The organism is Polaromonas sp. JS666 (genome assembly GCF_000013865.1).
Lineage (GTDB): Bacteria > Pseudomonadota > Gammaproteobacteria > Burkholderiales > Burkholderiaceae_C > Polaromonas.
This window is the reverse complement of sequence record NC_007948.1, coordinates 4,707,090-4,722,981: the sequence shown is the minus strand read 5'-3', so window position 1 is coordinate 4,722,981 and position 15,892 is coordinate 4,707,090. Positions and strand designations below refer to the sequence as shown.

The 15,892-nt window shown below is 62.6% G+C and carries 13 protein-coding genes; 11 read left to right on the top strand and 2 right to left on the bottom strand.

Translation table 11 applies throughout. The features are described from left to right. Positions 1-4: 4 nt before the first annotated feature. Complete coding sequence (gene apaG / locus BPRO_RS22345) at positions 5-400, bottom strand: Co2+/Mg2+ efflux protein ApaG (protein ID WP_011485342.1); 396 nt, start codon at positions 398-400, stop codon at positions 5-7. 97 nt (positions 401-497) lie between these two features. Between apaG and rpe the strand changes: the two genes are divergently transcribed. The 6 genes from rpe (at position 498) to BPRO_RS22315 (ending at position 10,444) form a co-directional block, all read left to right on the top strand. Next, complete coding sequence (rpe, locus tag BPRO_RS22340) at positions 498-1,193, top strand: ribulose-phosphate 3-epimerase (RefSeq protein ID WP_011485341.1); 696 nt, start codon at positions 498-500, stop codon at positions 1,191-1,193. Between the two features lie 62 nt (positions 1,194-1,255). Then, on the top strand, positions 1,256-2,941 hold the full coding sequence (locus BPRO_RS22335) for an adenylate/guanylate cyclase domain-containing protein (protein ID WP_011485340.1): 1,686 nt from the start codon (positions 1,256-1,258) through the stop codon (positions 2,939-2,941). Between the two features lie 161 nt (positions 2,942-3,102). Next, positions 3,103-3,855, top strand: a complete 753-nt coding sequence (locus BPRO_RS28110) for a response regulator transcription factor (RefSeq protein ID WP_011485339.1) — start codon at positions 3,103-3,105, stop codon at positions 3,853-3,855. A gap of 202 nt (positions 3,856-4,057) precedes the next feature. Continuing rightward, a complete protein-coding gene (locus BPRO_RS22325) occupies positions 4,058-6,577 on the top strand; it encodes a PAS domain S-box protein (RefSeq protein WP_011485338.1) in 2,520 nt (839 codons plus the stop codon). Further along, a complete protein-coding gene (gene gph / locus BPRO_RS22320) occupies positions 6,574-7,344 on the top strand; it encodes a phosphoglycolate phosphatase (protein ID WP_232291447.1) in 771 nt (256 codons plus the stop codon). Before BPRO_RS22325 ends, gph begins: the two co-directional genes overlap by 4 nt. Before the next feature lie 655 nt (positions 7,345-7,999). Beyond that, positions 8,000-10,444, top strand: coding sequence for a glycoside hydrolase family 5 protein (locus BPRO_RS22315; RefSeq protein WP_011485335.1), 2,445 nt, complete (start codon positions 8,000-8,002; stop codon positions 10,442-10,444). A gap of 64 nt (positions 10,445-10,508) precedes the next feature. Here the strand turns inward: BPRO_RS22315 and BPRO_RS22310 are convergent, their stop codons facing one another. Beyond that, on the bottom strand, positions 10,509-11,105 hold the full coding sequence (locus BPRO_RS22310) for a chalcone isomerase family protein (protein ID WP_041389020.1): 597 nt from the start codon (positions 11,103-11,105) through the stop codon (positions 10,509-10,511). A gap of 470 nt (positions 11,106-11,575) precedes the next feature. On the opposite strand from BPRO_RS22310, the gene BPRO_RS22305 reads away from it, so the two are divergent. The 5 genes from BPRO_RS22305 to BPRO_RS22285 are packed head-to-tail and all read left to right on the top strand — an operon-like array spanning position 11,576 to position 15,877. Next, positions 11,576-13,156 (top strand): anthranilate synthase component I family protein, encoded by a 1,581-nt coding sequence (locus BPRO_RS22305; protein ID WP_011485332.1) that lies wholly within the window; start codon positions 11,576-11,578, stop codon positions 13,154-13,156. Beyond that, positions 13,153-13,470 carry a chorismate mutase gene (locus tag BPRO_RS22300; RefSeq protein ID WP_011485331.1) on the top strand — a complete coding sequence of 106 codons (318 nt, stop codon included), beginning with the start codon at positions 13,153-13,155 and terminating at the stop codon, positions 13,468-13,470. The genes BPRO_RS22305 and BPRO_RS22300 overlap by 4 nt, the downstream gene beginning before the upstream one ends. Then, entirely contained in the window at positions 13,467-14,039 is a 573-nt protein-coding gene (locus BPRO_RS22295; RefSeq protein WP_011485330.1) for an aminodeoxychorismate/anthranilate synthase component II, read from the top strand. Before BPRO_RS22300 ends, BPRO_RS22295 begins: the two co-directional genes overlap by 4 nt. Before the next feature lie 60 nt (positions 14,040-14,099). Continuing rightward, positions 14,100-15,212, top strand: a complete 1,113-nt coding sequence (locus BPRO_RS22290) for a GntG family PLP-dependent aldolase (protein ID WP_011485329.1) — start codon at positions 14,100-14,102, stop codon at positions 15,210-15,212. A gap of 14 nt (positions 15,213-15,226) precedes the next feature. Continuing rightward, positions 15,227-15,877 carry a LysE family translocator gene (locus tag BPRO_RS22285; protein WP_011485328.1) on the top strand — a complete coding sequence of 217 codons (651 nt, stop codon included), beginning with the start codon at positions 15,227-15,229 and terminating at the stop codon, positions 15,875-15,877. The last annotated feature ends 15 nt before the right edge of the window (positions 15,878-15,892 follow it).

Below are 15,892 nucleotides of genomic sequence, written 5' to 3'. Positions count from 1 at the left end.
CGGTTCAATGCAGGACGCGGCCGGCCGGATTGCCCCCCTGGTGTGCCTCCAGCACAAACATGGGGATGGCGACCTCAAACCGCGTGCCGTCTTCCGCCACACAAAAATAACTGCCGTGCATGGTGCCGCTGGGCGTGCGCAGGCGCGAGCCGCTGGTGTACTGGAAGGATTCGCCCGGCTTGAGCAGCGGCTGATGCCCCACGACGCCCAGTCCCTTGACTTCTTCGGTGTGGCCGTTGGCGTCACTGATGAGCCAGTGGCGGGAAATCAGTTGGGCGGCCACATCGCCGGTATTGGTGAGCGTGACGGTGTAGGAAAACCCGTAAATCCCGTCCTCGGGCGCTGACTGGCCAGGCTGGTACTGGGGTATGACTTCGCAGGAAAAATGGTATTTGGACATGGCTGGAAAAGCTGTGGGCGTCCATGTTAACCGCCTCACCCCGTGCCGGTGTAACGATCCTGCGGCAGCGGGGCCGGCTTGCTGCGACAATCATCCCATGAGTAAAACCACACCGCCCACCTACCGGATTGCTCCCTCCATTTTGTCCGCCGACTTCGCCCGCCTCGGTGCTGAACTTGAGACCGTCATCGCAGCGGGGGCCGACTGGATCCACTTCGACGTGATGGACAACCACTACGTGCCCAACCTGACCTTCGGGCCCATGATTTGCCAGGCGCTGAAGCCCCATGCCAAAAAGGCCGATGGCTCCGCAGTGCCGATCGATGTGCACCTGATGGTGCAGCCGGTCGATGCGCTGGCCGCCGCGTTTGCCGATGCAGGCGCCGACCTGATCAGTTTTCACCCTGAAGCATCCGGCCATGTGCACCGCAGCGTGCAGGCCATCAAGGCCAGGGGCTGCAAGGCCGGGCTGGTGTTCAATCCGGCCTCGTCCATGGATGTGCTGGACTGGGTCATCGACGACATCGACCTGATCCTGATCATGAGCGTCAACCCCGGCTTTGGCGGGCAGAGTTTCATCGATTCTGCCCTGCGCAAGATCGAGCAGGCACGAAAACGCATTGATGCGTCGGGCAGGGACATTCGCCTGGAAGTCGACGGCGGCATCAAGACCGACAACATCGCGCGCGTGGCCGCTGCCGGGGCCGATACCTTTGTGGCCGGCAGCGCCATTTTTGGCAAGCCCGACTACAAGGCGGTGATTGACGCGATGCGGACTGCGCTGGCGAGCTGAAGCCGCGTGCCGGGCCGCCATCGCGAAGCCGAGGCGCCTGGTTTTAATGGAAGAGCCGGACCATGGATGACGTAGCGAGGCCGGGAGCGGGCGAGCCGCTCCATTCCAGCGCCGGTGCCATGCGTGCACCCGTGCAGCGCCGTTCCCGCGTCCTTATCGTTGAAGACACGGCTGATATCCGCTACTTCCTCGAAACCCTGCTGAAGGATCAATACGAGGTCGCCGCAGCTTCTGCTGGCGAGACCGGCCTGCAGATGGCGACGGGCGAACCCCGCCCCGAGATCATCCTGCTGGACGTCATGATGCCGGACATGGACGGCTATGAAGTCATGCGCCAGCTGGCCAAGGACCCGCGCACGGCGGAGATTCCGGTCATTTTCCTCACGGCCCTTGGCAGCGTGGCGGATGAGCAAAAAGGGCTGGATCTGGGTGCCACCGACTACATCACCAAGCCGATCAGTCCGCCCATTCTGCTGGCCCGCGTTAGGCTTCATCTGGAGCGCAGCGCCAATGCCAGGCGCCTGAAGGATTTGTCAGAGCAGCTGTCGCGCTACCTGGCGCCGCAGGTCTACCAGTCGCTGTTCGATGGTTCCCGCCAGGCTGAAATTCAGACGCAGCGCAAGCGGCTGACGGTGTTTTTTTCCGATATCAAGAACTTCACCGCCTCGACGGCGCAATGGCAGCCCGAAGAAGTCACGCTGCTGCTGAACAGCTATTTCGCCGAGATGTCGCAGATCGCTGCGGAATACGGCGCAACGCTGGACAAATTCATCGGCGACGCCATCGTCATATTTTTTGGCGACCCGCACAGCCTGGGGCCGCGCCGGGATGCCTTGCAGTGCGTGAGGATGGCGGTGGCGATGCAAAGGCGCATGCAGGATTTGCAGCGGCGCTGGCGCAGCATGGACATCAGCAAGACGTTCGAGATACGTATCGGTATCAATTCCGGCTTCTGCGACGTGGGCAATTTCGGCAGTGCGCTGCGCATGGAATACACCATCATCGGGCGTGAGGTGAATCTCGCGGCCAGGCTTGAGCAGGCCGCCGAGCCCGGCGAGATACTGATCTCCAGTGAAACCTATGCCCTGGTGCGGGGCGAAATCCTGGCTGATGCGCGGGAGCCCTTGCTGGCCAAGGGTTTTGCCGAGCCCATTGCCATCTATGCCGTTGATAAAGCCGCGATGGAAGGGGACGGCGACGCCAGCATCATCCGGTGTGACAGGCCGGGACTGCGCATGGACATCGACCTGGGCCGGCTGACAGGCGCAGAGCGGACGCAAGCAGCCGTCCAGATTCGCAAGGCGCTTGTGAGCCTGGAAGCGTTGCCCGATGCCGCCGCTGTGCCCGAACCCGCGGCAGCGGATGCGGCCGATGTTTCATTGCCCGAACACATGGCGGGGTTGGACCTGGCGTTGGGACTGTCTCGCGCGATGGGGCTCAACCCGCTGTACGTCTCGATGCTCCGCCGCTTCCAGCAAAGCCACCAGGAAACGATCGCGCGCATCCGCCAGGCGCTGGAAGACGGCGAGCTGAAAACGGCAGAGCTGCTGAGCCACTCGTTGCGCGGGGTGGCAGGGCAGATTGGTGCAACGCGCGTGCCGCATGATGCCGAAGCGCTTGAGCAGGCCCTGGGGGGCAGCCAGCCGCGTGAAGCCATTGATGGGCGGCTGGCAGCGCTGGAGGTGTCTCTTGGGGAATTGATTGCCGCACTGCATGCCGGGCTGCCGCCCGAAGCCGCCGCGCCCTGATCATTCCGACGCCGGGGTCGGGGTAATATGCAGACGCTGGTACGCCAGAACCTGCGGGCGTGCTTTGGGGAGTCGCTTGCGAATGGGCGGGCCCTCAAGCACCAGAATTTGACAGCACTCAGGCGCATGTCACGCCGTATGTCACGATAGGAGCCACTACCTTGGACTACACCGATGTTTACGGGGTTACTTCGAAAGGCGAACAGGAGCTGCGTGGTTCGGTCACCACCATTTCACCGCCCGAGGTCGAATTGCTGGTGCGACTTGACGGTGTTTTGACGCTGGCGCAGATTCGGCAGGGCATGAGTGCGGCGGCTCTCGAGACATTCGATGACACGCTCCGGATGCTGGTCTTCAAGAACCTTGCGGCGGTGGTCCATCCGGATTCCTTTGCCGCGTCGCGGCAGTTCCGGTTCAGCGCCATGGCGTTGACCCGGGCCAACGCTGAAGCCGATGCCTGCGCCGCGTCACTCAAGAACTCCAGCTACTACGTCCGGATTGCGCACAAGCGCGCGTTGCCTCCCCCGCGCGCTCCGGGGCAGCGCTTATCGGCCATTGTTGTGGATGACGACCCGCTTCTGTCCAGCTTCCTGAGCCAGTATCTGACTTTTGAAGGGTTTGATGTGCGGGTCGCCGGGTCTCGTGCCGAGGTCGTGGCCGAGTTTCGTAAACCGCCGAGGCCCGATCTCGTTCTTCTCGATGTGATGCTTCCCGATGCCGATGGCTTTGACATTCTGCTCAGGATTCGTGCGCACCCGGCACTCAAGGATGTGCCCGTCATCATGCTGACAGCCAAGGCAACCCGGGAGTCTGTTCTGAAAGGCCTGGCGGGGGGCGCCAATGGCTATGTCACCAAGCCCGTCGAGATCGATTCCCTGCTGGAGGCTGTGCGGACGGTGGTAGGGCCGCAGTAATGCAGGCGCCGGGCGATCGGCGACCGACGCCAGCACCATCGGCCTGATGAGCTGAATAACACGTGTATAAACAGCCGATGCATCGTTTGATGCGGTGGTGCATCCAGCCGGATGCACAACGCGGTCCCGATGAGCCGGCTCGGGGGGGCTCCGCGGTCACCGACCCCCTGGCTGATTGAGTCCCATCACCAGGTCGAAACCCATGAAGCTACCCTTTCGCGTAACCGTCAACCTGGCCCTGGGCATGGGGCTGGCCCTGATCGTCCTGAGCACGGCGGTGTCGTACCTCACGATCAATGCGCTGATCAGTGATGCACAGCAGGAGACGCAAACCCGGGAAACAGTACTGCTTCTGGAGGAAGTCGTTTCCCAGTTCAAAACCGCGGAGTCCCTGCAGCGGCGCTACCTCCTCACCCATACGGCAAATGACCTGATGACGTACCGGCAGGCCCGGGCCGGTATCCAACAGGTGCTGCTGCGCGTGTCCTCCGGGCAAACGCCAACGGGTCAGTGGCAGGATATGCTCGCGCTGAAAAACCTGATCGCCCGTCGGGTTGAACTGATGGAGCAGACCATCGCGGCCCGGCAACAGGCGGGGCTGGAGGCTGCCGCGGCCCTGGTCGGCAGTGACCTGAACCGTCAGCTTCACCAGGAGATTGACGGTTTGGCGCAGCGCATCAAAAGCGCTGAGACCCTGACGCTGGGGCGCTCAAAAGAAGAAGCCCGGCAGAGCGCCCAGACTGTCGAGTGGTTGATCCTGTCAGGTGGCGTGCTCTCGCTCGCCGTCCTGGCATGGGCCATCCAGATGATCGGCCGTTTTCAGGCCCAGCGCCGTCTTGTGGAGGCGAGGCTCTCCGACAGCGAAGCCATGAGCCGGGCCATCACCGAGAGCATGGCGGAAGGGGTGATGACGGCCACCCCGCAAGGTGTCATTGTCGGTGCCAACAGCGCCGCGAGAACTCTCTTCGGCTACACGCTTGACGACCTGATCGGTCGCCAGGTGGCTACGCTGCTGCCGGCGCGCTACCAGTCTGATTTCACCGCGTTCTATGAGGCCCTGGCCAGCCGCCCCCGCGGTTTCAGGGAGTCCGGCACCGAAGTCAGCGGGGTGCGCCGCGACGGCACCGAATTTCCGGTCCATGTGTCTTTCGGAGATGTCCATGTGGGCGGGCAGCGGCTGTTTACGGCCATCATTCGCGACATCACCGAAAGCAGGCGGATCAGCCAGGCATTGCGCGACAGCGAAGCGCAGCTGCGCCAGCTGACGGATACCGTTCCTGCGCTGATTGCCTATGTGGACAAAGACCAGCGCCTCCAGTTCCACAACAAGGCCTATGAAGAGGCATTTGGCCTGACACACGAGCAAATTCACCAGAAAACCCTGCTGGAGGTGATGGGGGAGGAGTTTTACGCAGGGGTGAAAGACCACGTCGCGGAAGCGCTGGCGGGTTATTCGGTGCGGTATGAGCGTGAGCAGGTGAGCGTGGGCGGCGGGCGCCGCGAATACGTGATGAATTATTTTCCGCGCTACGGTGAGGGCAAGGCGTGGGACCAGGCCATCGGATTCTTCGCGCTGGGCAACGATGTCACCGAACTCAAGCGCATTGACCGCATGAAAAGCGAGTTCGTCTCCACCGTCAGCCACGAATTGCGTACCCCCCTCACGTCCATACGCGGCTCGCTGGGGCTGGTCTGGGGCGGCGTCACCGGCGAGTTGCCGGAGAAGGCGAAAGCGCTGGTGGGCATTGCCAAGAACAACTGTGAACGGCTCATACGCCTGATCAACGACATTCTTGATAGCGAGAAAATCGAGTCCGGAAAAATGCGCTTTGAGATGCAGCCGGTGGAGCTGGATCCCCTGCTGGAGCAGGTGCTTGCCGCGAACGAGGGCTTCGCCGCGCAGCACCAGGTGAAGCTGGTGCTGCGTACCGGCCGTCGTCCGGTGCTCGTCAACGTGGACAGCGATCGCCTGACCCAGGTGGTGACCAACCTGCTGTCGAACGCCATCAAGTTCTCCCCGGCGGAAGGTACGGTGCAGGTTCTGCTGCGCAGTGGGGCGGGGCGCGTACGCGTCGAGATCAGCGACAAGGGACCTGGCATACCTGAAGAGTTTCGCCAGCACATCTTCCAGAAGTTTTCCCAGGCTGACGCGTCTGACACGCGCCAGCGGGGCGGAACCGGCCTGGGCCTCAGCATTTCCAAGGCCATGCTGGAGCGCATGGAAGGCAGCATTGGCTTCACGACGGAGCAGAACGTGGGAACGACTTTCTTTTTCGAATTGCCGGAATGGAAGGAGGCGCCGCCCGTGACGGCCCCGATGAGCCTCGATGCGGTGGCCCGGCCCCGGATTCTGGTGTGTGAGGACGATCCGGATGTTGCAAAGCTGATTGGCATGATGCTGGACAAAGGCGGTTTTGATGCGGATGTGGCCCACACGGCGGCGCAGGCACGCGACTACCTCAAGATGGAGTCCTATGCGGCAATGACCGTTGACATCAAACTGCCCCATGAAAATGGTCTGGATCTGATTGCCGAGTTGCGCCGGGACAAACGCACCGCCGGCTTGCCCGTCGTGGTGCTGTCGGTGACGCCGGAAGAGGTGCAGTTGCGCGCCGAGCGGCGGGCGCTGGAGATTTCCGACTGGCTGGAAAAGCCGCTCGATGAGCAGCACATGCTCGACTGCCTGCGCCGGGCCGTCAGGAGCGGGCGAGCCCGCCAATGAAAGGACTCTCTTTGATGGCCGACCGCGCTTTTCACCTGGACCCCGGTGCTTTTGACGCCGCGATTGTCGATCTGGACGGCACCATGGTGGACACCGTGGGAGACTTTGTGGCCGCGCTCAACCTGATGCTGGCCGATCTGCCGGTCCCGGGCGGCGAAACCCGTCGGGTTGATGCCGCCACGGTGGGCTCCATGGTCGGCAAGGGCTCTGAGCATCTGATCCGGTCCGTATTGAATCACCTCCAGGCCCAGGACAGCGGGATGTCACCCCCTGTTAATTCAGCAGAAAACTGCGACCGCGCCTATGCCGGCTACCAAGGGCACTATGACCGCATCAATGGCCTGCACTCGGCGGTTTACCCCGGTGTGCCGGAAGGGCTGCGGGTGCTGCAGCGGGCCGGGCTCAAGCTGGCCTGCGTGACCAACAAACCGGCTGCCTTTGCGCGCGCGCTGATCGAACTCAAGGGGCTGGACGGTTTTTTCACCGAGGTGTTTGGCGGGGATTCGTTCGAGCGCAAGAAGCCTGATCCGCTGCCTCTGCTGAAAACCTGCGAGGCCCTGGGAACCCGCCCGGACCGCACCTTGGTGATTGGCGACTCCAGCAATGATGCCCAGGCGGCCCGCGCGGCCGGTTGTCCCGTGGTGCTGGTCACCTACGGCTACAACCACGGCGAGCCGGTGCGCGCTGTGGATGCGGATGGGTTTATCGACTCGCTGGCGCAACTGCAGTTTGCAATGGCCGCCGTGGCGGGGGCGGCCTCGGCCTGAACGAGGCGGGGAATTCAGCCCCGCATTTAACGCCTTGCTTGAAGCCCTTGCGGCGCGCATTCCACCGGCCGACCCCGGAAAGTGGTCAGCTTGGGTGACAAAGCTTTTAAAACTGTAATGAACTCATTACGTTATGTTGCGTAAATCTGTGGTTGATAACATTTTGGCTGTTGCTTCCAGCCCAAATCCGGCCTTCTTTTCCTGAATTTGGCTCGTTTATCGGCACTTTATTGATGAGCTTGCGGTGGCTCATTGTCTGTAAGTTTCGTCCTACATCCACGGTGTCGCCCAAGTGTTTGCGGTGCCAGATGGTTTGTAGGATTGTTCCTACAAAGATTTTTCCGGAATTCGTGAACTTTATGGTGAATGGAAGAAGTTCGCCACTGTAAAACGAGCACGAAAGCTTCAAACGGGCCGTAGGAATGCTCCTACAACCTGGCGCGCGACCAAAGCCAAAACGACCTTAACGCGCGTAGGCGGATTCTTACAAATAGTGTGCGCCAGCACACACAACTGCTGAGCTTGCGCGAATGGCTGCACAGTACACCGGCCCGCTGTAACAAGCGTGAATTTGCTGACTTGTCGATTTACCCATTTGTCAGGCCGGCCCCTGGCGCAGGAAGCGCCCATCCGTTCCGCAAATTTAAGGATTTCCATGCAAAGACGTGAATTTTCAAAGGCCGCCGTTGCCGTCGCCGCTCTCGGAGGCCTCGGCGTGGCCTCGGCCGGCCGCCCCATCAAGACCGTCCCGGGCGGGACCACCACGCCCCCTCCAACGACCACGATTTCGGGCGTGCCCATGGGCACCAATCTCTCCGGCATGGAGTGGGCCAAGCCTGGTTTGCGCTACGGCATGAGCACGGCGCCCAACCTGAACTTCACCGTGCCCCGTGCGCAGGACGTCGCTTACCTGGCGGCCAATGGCTACGCCAAGAACCGCCTGCCCATCCAGTGGGAGCTGTTGCAGCCCATGCTGCCCGATACCTATGCCAATGCCGCGGCCATCGCTGCCATCGGCAACCCGGGCGCGTTTCATGCGGGGTACGAGTCCTACATCACCGGCGTGCTGGACGCGCATGCGGCAGCGGGCACCAAATGCATCATCGACAACCACAACTACTGCCGCTACCAGGACTTCAAGTACCAGGCCGATGGCTCCGTGATTGGTCTGACGGTTCCGTCGGATCCGCTGATCAGGCCGTACACGACCGACAACACGCAGGTACGCAAGCGGATTTTTGCGCTGGCCGCGGGTGCCACACTCACGCGAGCCCACTTCACGGATTTCTGGACACGTGTTGCGGCCAAGTGGGGCAGCCACCCCGGTTTTGGCGGTTACGGCCTGATGAACGAACCGCACGACATGCCTCAGCCCGGCGGCATCGTGGCTTGGAATGAAGACGCCGTCAAAACCGCCGAAGACCTGACGATCTGGCCGGCCTTTGCGCAGGCCGCCATCAATGCGATTCGCACCATCGACGCCGCCAATCCCATCTATGTGGCGGGGAATCTGTGGGACTCGGCGATGTTCGTCGGAATCAAGAATCCGGGTTTCCCGCTGATGGGCCGCAACCTCATCTACGAAGTCCACATGTACCTGGATGCATACAGCAATGGCGCTGCCTTTGACTATGACACCGAAGTGGCCAAGAACTACAGCGCAGGCTTTGGCGTGGGCTCCATCACGGAGTCGACTGGCGCCGACCGCATCAAGATTGCCACGGACTGGGCCAAGGCCAACGGTGTCAAGTTGGCCTTGACCGAAACGGGCATGCCGATCGATGACCTGCGGTGGCAGGCCATGTTCTCCAGGGCCGTGAGCTATGCACGTGCAGCCGGTTGCGAAATCTACAGCTGGATGGGTGGCAACCACTGGCCCATCCGCAATTACGCGATCAACCATGTGCCGGGCTGGCACCAGAACAAGACGCTGGAGCCGTCGGTCTCGGGCCCGCTGAAGGCGTCCGCCGGGATCGCCAAAGCCGTGCTGTTTGACGACGGGCCGGGTTATGCGCTGGCGGGCACGTCCATCACCATCACGGTCTATGCCCGCGGGAATCTGGCGGCGCCCGTGAGCATTGGGGTGTCGTCGAACAACGGCGGCACGTTCAGCAAAACGGTGCTGATCATTCCCGCCGGCGCGAACGGCCAGGACACGTTCACCTACGTGCCCGAGTCCAACCGCATCGCGACGCTGACCTATACCAGCGATGGCCAGCTGTCAGGCCAGGTTCCGCCCCAGCGCAAAATCTATTCGCTCAATGACCCGGTCGCCTATGCGGCCACCAGCCTGCCGGGCGCCGCGATGGCGATCCTGGCGAAATACAGCGCCGCCAAATGGGATCTCGCCGACGGGTACACCGACTACCTGCAGGGCGCCCCCGCCGCCGCCGGCGAGCCGGTGCGCGCCATCTCCGACTCCGGCTTTGGCTCCAGCGCCGGCAACGCCATGGAAATGATCAACTGGGTCAACAAGGCCAATGGCGGCATGGGCGCGATGTCGGTGCCCGTGATGCGCGTGACCAACGGCAAAAAGAACTCGGACCATGCGGTCTACAACACCTGGGGTTTCTGGTGCAAGAAGTCGCTCAAGATGCAAGGCATCCAGCCCAACCCCAGAAACCGGGTGCCGTACAACCTGGAGGATTCGCACTTTGTCATCGCGGCGGTGAGCGTGCCCGGCCAGTACAACACCGGTGTGCTGTTTCAGGCGTCACAGGCCGAGGCCCGCTTCACGTCAGAGCTCAATTTCACCAACAGCTGCCCTGGCGCGAAATGGGTGGATGCCAGCGGGCAGACCGTGCAACTGGCCAGCTCCACCAAGCTGCCCGTCAATGTGCCGTCCGTGGTGTCGTTCACCTGCGCGCCCGGCTCGCAAAAGCTGCGTGTGAACTCTGCCCTGGTGGCGGGCGCGAGTGCAAGTTTCTCGCCAAGCGCCTTCAACCAGATGCTGATCGGCTGGGGTTACCTCAGCTACTACCCGCGCGACGGCTTCCGGGGAAACATCTATGCCGTCATCAGCGGCAAAGGCGCGCCCACGGCGGAAGAGCTGGGTGTGCTGGAGAAATACCTGGCGAGCACCGCGGGTGTCGCGATTTAAGCGTCGGGCGTCAAGCCGGTCGCTGAAGAGGTGTGCCGACCGGGAGGCGGTCAGCACATCGCTTTCAGCCTTTACTCAGCAGGGCCTCTTTCAGCCTCCAGTCTGCGGGTTGCGGGCCCAGCCAGATGCGCATCAGGGCATTGAAAAATTCAATTTCCCGGAACGGCTCGCCCTGCTGCTTGCCCTTGACGGTGAGCACCGTGCCCGTGCCGGGAATCCAGTCAATGGTGAAATTTTCGCCGGGCAGCAGCTTTTTCTGGTCGGCAAAGATCTGGCCCATCCTGATCAGGCCCGGGATCAGCCTGGACATCTCGCCCTTGGGCGTGTTGTCTTCAATGCCCTTGGTGAATGCCTTGCCAAGCTCGTTGGAATCAATCTCGCGCAGCAGCGTGATGCTCAGGCGCTTGGGGCCCGGTGCCGCGTACACCTCTTCCGGCGTGGCGGCCTTCTTGCCCAGGTACAGGCCCGCCACATAGACCTTGAACACCGCCTTGTAGCGGATGCCCGCGCCATTGAGCTGGAGTTTCGTGCCCTGAAGGTCCAGCGCGTCCTCCAGTTTGACCCCCGAAATTTCCACCGGCGCGGCCAGCACGCCAAGTGACAGCACCAGCCCGGCCAGGCCGGTGATGCACTGCTTATACAAAGACAAAGGCAAAGTCATGAAAGTCTCCAACGGGGTTAAATAGAACGGTCGTTCTTTTTTGTGGGGCTATTTTCAAGCCCGCGACGCGCTGGCGGCTATAGGGTTTGCCAGATGGGTGGGGCTGCCTGCTGCTGATTAGGGGAGTCTGCCCATTTACCGAAATTTCCCGGACTCCCCGAATTGCCACGATGGCCCTTTCGGTCAGGGTCTTCTTTGCTACACTTTGGGCTACATGTTCATTCATCGCATCATTCAAACAGGTTGTGCAGGCCGGGGAGCCTGGCCCTGGCGTACCTGTCATCTCGCGCACGCCTGAGGCGCAGACGTGTCAGCCGTATAGCCTGACCGTGCCTTTGCTGCAGGCTCCGCACCCTCCTGAATTGATGCGCTCGTGCGCCACGCAACGAGCATCCCGGCCCCGGACTTCGGGGCGTTTTGAATGACAGGCGCAGGCGTCCACAACGCGCCGCCCTGATGAAGGACCCACAGTGATTACTGAACTCGAATTTAAAAGCCTGGCCAGCCAGGGCTACAACCGCATTCCGCTGATGCTGGAGGCGTTTGCCGATCTCGAAACCCCGCTGTCGCTCTACCTCAAGCTTGCCAACGCCAAAGACGGCGGCAAGTTCAGCTTTTTGCTGGAGTCGGTGGTGGGTGGCGAGCGTTTTGGCCGCTACAGCTTTATTGGCTTGCCCGCGCGTACGCTGATACGCTGCTCGGGCTTCGGGGCCGACATGCTCACCGAGGTGGTGAAGGACGGCCGGGTCATCGAAACCTCGCGAGTCAATCCGCTGGATTTCATCAGTGACTACCAAAAACGGTTCAAGGTCGCGCTCAGGCCCGGCCTGCCGCGCTTTTGCGGCGGACTGGCCGGTTACTTTGGCTATGACACGGTGCGCTACATCGAGAAAAAACTCGAAGCCTCCTGCCCGCCGGACACGCTGGGCTGCCCCGACATCATGCTGCTGCAGTGCGAAGAACTGGCCGTGATCGACAACCTCTCGGGCAAGCTCTACCTGATCGTGTACGCGGATCCGGCCCAGCCCGAGGCCTTTGCCAACGCCAAGAAGCGCCTGCGTGAGCTCAAGGAGCAGCTCAAATACTCCGTCAGCGCGCCGGTCGTCAAGCCCTCGCAGGGCTATCCGGCCGAGCGTGACTTTGCCAAGGCCGACTACATTGCCGCGGTAGAGCGCGCCAAGCGGCTGATCGAGGCCGGCGATTTCATGCAGGTGCAGGTGGGCCAGCGCATCAAGAAGCGCTACACCGAGTCGCCGCTGAGCCTGTACCGGGCGCTGCGCGCGCTCAACCCCTCGCCCTACATGTACTACTACCACTTTGGCGACTTCCATGTGGTGGGGGCGTCGCCTGAGATTCTGGTGCGGCAGGAGCAGGTGGCTCGCGTCGCCGGGCCGCCCCAAGACGCGAACGCCCCCTCGGGGGGCAGCGAGTACACGCCAGTGACGAGCGTGGGGGCCCAGTTCGAGCAGAAGATCACGATCCGGCCCCTGGCCGGCACCCGCCCGCGCGCTTCGTCCATCGAGGCTGACAAGGCGGTCGAGCAGGAGCTGGTCAATGACCCGAAGGAGCGCGCCGAGCACGTGATGCTGATCGACCTGGCGCGCAACGACATCGGCCGCATCGCCAAAACCGGCACCGTCAAGGTGACCGAAGCCTTTGCGGTGGAGCGCTACAGCCATGTGATGCACATCGTGAGCAACGTCGAAGGCGTCTTGCTCGATGGCATGACCAGCATGGATGTGCTCAAGGCGACCTTCCCGGCCGGCACGCTGACCGGCGCGCCCAAGGTGCATGCGATGGAACTGATCGACCAGCTGGAGCCCACCAAGCGCGGCCTGTATGGCGGCGCCTGCGGTTACCTCAGTTATGCGGGCGACATGGACGTGGCCATTGCGATCCGCACCGGCATCATCAAGGACCAGACCCTGTATGTGCAGGCGGCGGCCGGCGTGGTGGCTGACTCGGTGCCCGAGCTGGAATGGAAAGAAACCGAAGCCAAGGCGCGCGCCTTGCTGCGCGCCAGCGAACTGGTCGAGGAGGGCCTGGAATGAGCACGGTAGTCGTCCAACATTGCGACACCATGGCCGACGTGCGCCGGCACATCGATGCGCTCGATGACCGCATCGTGGCCCTGCTGGCCGAGCGCAGCGGCTATGTGGCCCAGGCCGCGCGCATCAAGCAGCGCGCGGATCAGGTTTACGACCAGGCGCGCATCGATTTCATCATCGACCGCGTGCGTGCGCAGGCCAGGCAGGCCGGTGCCCCCGAGGCCGTCATGGAGGCGACCTACCGCGCCATGATTGCCGCATTCATCGAGTTTGAGCAGGGCGAATTCGCACGCCTGAAAGAAGGGGCAGGATCATGAAACTCCTGATGATCGACAACTACGACAGCTTCACCTACAACATCGTCCAGTACTTTGGTGAGCTGGGCGCCGAGGTTGAAGTCTTTCGCAACGACGAGATCACGCTGGAGGGCATCGCCGCGCGCGCGCCTGATCTCCTGGTGGTGTCGCCCGGGCCTTGCTCGCCGGCCGAGGCCGGTATTTCGGTGGCGGCGATCCAGCACTTCGCCGGCAAGCTGCCCATCCTGGGCGTCTGCCTGGGCCACCAGAGCATTGGCGCGGCGTTTGGCGGCAAGATCATCCGGGCCCGGCAGCTCATGCACGGCAAGACCAGCGTGATCACCACCACGCAGCAAGGTGTGTTCGCCGAACTGCCGGAGCAGTTTGTCGTGAACCGCTACCACTCGCTGGCCATCGAGAAGTCGTCCTGCCCGGACGTGCTGGCCGTCACGGCGTGGACGGACGACGGCGAGATCATGGGCGTGCGCCACAAGGAGCTGCCCATTCAGGGCGTGCAATTCCACCCCGAATCCATCCTGACCGAGCACGGCCATGCCATGCTGAAGAACTTCCTGGAGCAGCGGGCATGACCTCGTTTGCCCTGAATTTGATAGCTGAAAGCTCGCCAATTTATTGGAAGGGAGGCCGAAATGGTTGTTGATCTGCGCAGCGACACCGTCACCCAGCCCAGCGCCGCGATGCGTGCAGCCATGCAGGCCGCGCCGCTGGGCGACGACGTGTTTGGCGACGACCCCAGCGTCAACGCGCTGCAGGAGAAAATTGCCGGCATGCTGGGCTTTGAGGCCGCGCTGTTTGTACCCACCGGCACGCAGAGCAACCTCTGCGCGATCTTGAGCCACTGCCAGCGCGGCGACGAATACATCGTCGGCCAGATGGCGCACTGCTACCGCTGGGAAGGCGGCGGTGCGGCGGTGTTTGGCAGCGTGCAGCCGCAGCCGCTGAACCACCAGCCCGACGGCACGCTGGCGGTCGCCGAGATCGAAGCTGCCATCAAGCCCGATGACCCGCATTTTGCGATCACCCGACTGCTGGCACTGGAAAACACGCTGGGCGGCAAGCTGTTGCCGTTTGGCTATGTGCAGCAGGCCACGCAGTTGGCGCAGGCCAAAGGCCTGAGCCGCCATCTGGACGGCGCGCGGCTGTTCAACGCCGCCGTGGCGCAAGCCGCACTGTCCGTTCGGGCTGAGCTTGTCGAAGCCGCTGCAGGCACTTCGACAGGCTCAGTGCGAACGGAAGTTACCCGCGACAGTGCCGTCGCCGAAGCCAGGCGCATCGCCCAGTGTTTCGACAGCGTGTCGGTGTGTTTCAGCAAGGGGCTGGGCGCGCCCGTGGGCTCCGCGCTGTGCGGCTCGCGCGAGTTCATTGCGCGGGCGCGCCGCGTCCGCAAGATGGCCGGCGGCGCGATGCGCCAGTCCGGCATGCTGGCGGCCGCCGCCAGCTACGCGCTGGACCATCACATTGAACGCCTGGCGCAGGACCATGCGCTGGCCCGGCAACTGGCCGACGGTCTGGCGGGGATTGAGGGCTTGCACGTGGAAGCGCCCGAGACCAATATCCTCTTTGTCGACCTGAGCGGCGCGGCCCGCGACAAATCTGCCGCCCTGCTCAAGTACCTGGCCGATCACGGCATTCAGGCCACGGGCCTGTATCGCCTGCGTTTTGTCACGCACCTCGATGTGGACGCTGCCGGTGTGGACCGCGCCGTGGCCGCGATCCGGCAGTTCTTCCATCTCAAAGGATAAACAAGGATAAAGCCATGCCTGACTTTCAACACCTGTTGCTTTTTATCGCGGCCGGTTGGTTGCTTAATCTGACGCCGGGCCCCGACGTGCTTTACATCGTGACCAACTCGCTGCGCTCGGGTGCGCGCGCCGGGATTGTTGCGGGCCTCGGCATCACGGCTGGCTGTTTTCTCCATATTTTTGCGGCGGCTGTAGGCGTCGGCGCGTTGCTGGCCACTTCGGCCATCGCCTTTACCGTGCTCAAGTGGACAGGGGCGGCTTACCTGCTGTGGATAGGCGCGAAGATCCTGTTGTCCAAAGCGCCGCAGGCCACCACCGACCTCGTCGCGGCGGCTGCCGCACAGCCGGCACGGCGCCTGAACGTGGTTTTCATGGGAGGCTTCTGGACCAATGTGCTGAACCCCAAGGTCGCGATTTTCTTCCTGGCTTTCGTGCCGCAGTTCATCGCACCGGACACCGACAACAAGGCCCTGGCCTTTGTGCTGCTGGGCGTGCTGTTCAATTTGAACGCCATCCCGGTCAATTCGGGCTGGGCCCTGGCAGCTGCCTGGATGGCCCGGCGTGATGCCGTGCAGCGCGGCATGCACTGGCTGGACCGCGCAGCCGGCGTCATGTTCATCGGGTTTGGCCTCAAGCTGGCCCTTACCGATAATCCAACGGACTGAGTCGTCCCCTCCAGT

What these genes read in the sequence shown, in the direction of transcription:
- apaG (WP_011485342.1), bottom strand. Translation starts at nt 400, where the DNA reads ATGTCCAAATACCATTTTTCCTGCGAAGTCATACCCCAGTACCAGCCT.
- rpe (WP_011485341.1), top strand. Translation starts at nt 498, where the DNA reads ATGAGTAAAACCACACCGCCCACCTACCGGATTGCTCCCTCCATTTTG.
- BPRO_RS22335 (WP_011485340.1), top strand. Translation starts at nt 1,256, where the DNA reads ATGGATGACGTAGCGAGGCCGGGAGCGGGCGAGCCGCTCCATTCCAGC.
- BPRO_RS22325 (WP_011485338.1), top strand. Translation starts at nt 4,058, where the DNA reads ATGAAGCTACCCTTTCGCGTAACCGTCAACCTGGCCCTGGGCATGGGG.
- gph (WP_232291447.1), top strand. Translation starts at nt 6,574, where the DNA reads ATGAAAGGACTCTCTTTGATGGCCGACCGCGCTTTTCACCTGGACCCC.
- BPRO_RS22315 (WP_011485335.1), top strand. Translation starts at nt 8,000, where the DNA reads ATGCAAAGACGTGAATTTTCAAAGGCCGCCGTTGCCGTCGCCGCTCTC.
- BPRO_RS22310 (WP_041389020.1), bottom strand. Translation starts at nt 11,105, where the DNA reads ATGACTTTGCCTTTGTCTTTGTATAAGCAGTGCATCACCGGCCTGGCC.
- BPRO_RS22300 (WP_011485331.1), top strand. Translation starts at nt 13,153, where the DNA reads ATGAGCACGGTAGTCGTCCAACATTGCGACACCATGGCCGACGTGCGC.
- BPRO_RS22295 (WP_011485330.1), top strand. Translation starts at nt 13,467, where the DNA reads ATGAAACTCCTGATGATCGACAACTACGACAGCTTCACCTACAACATC.
- BPRO_RS22290 (WP_011485329.1), top strand. Translation starts at nt 14,100, where the DNA reads ATGGTTGTTGATCTGCGCAGCGACACCGTCACCCAGCCCAGCGCCGCG.
- BPRO_RS22285 (WP_011485328.1), top strand. Translation starts at nt 15,227, where the DNA reads ATGCCTGACTTTCAACACCTGTTGCTTTTTATCGCGGCCGGTTGGTTG.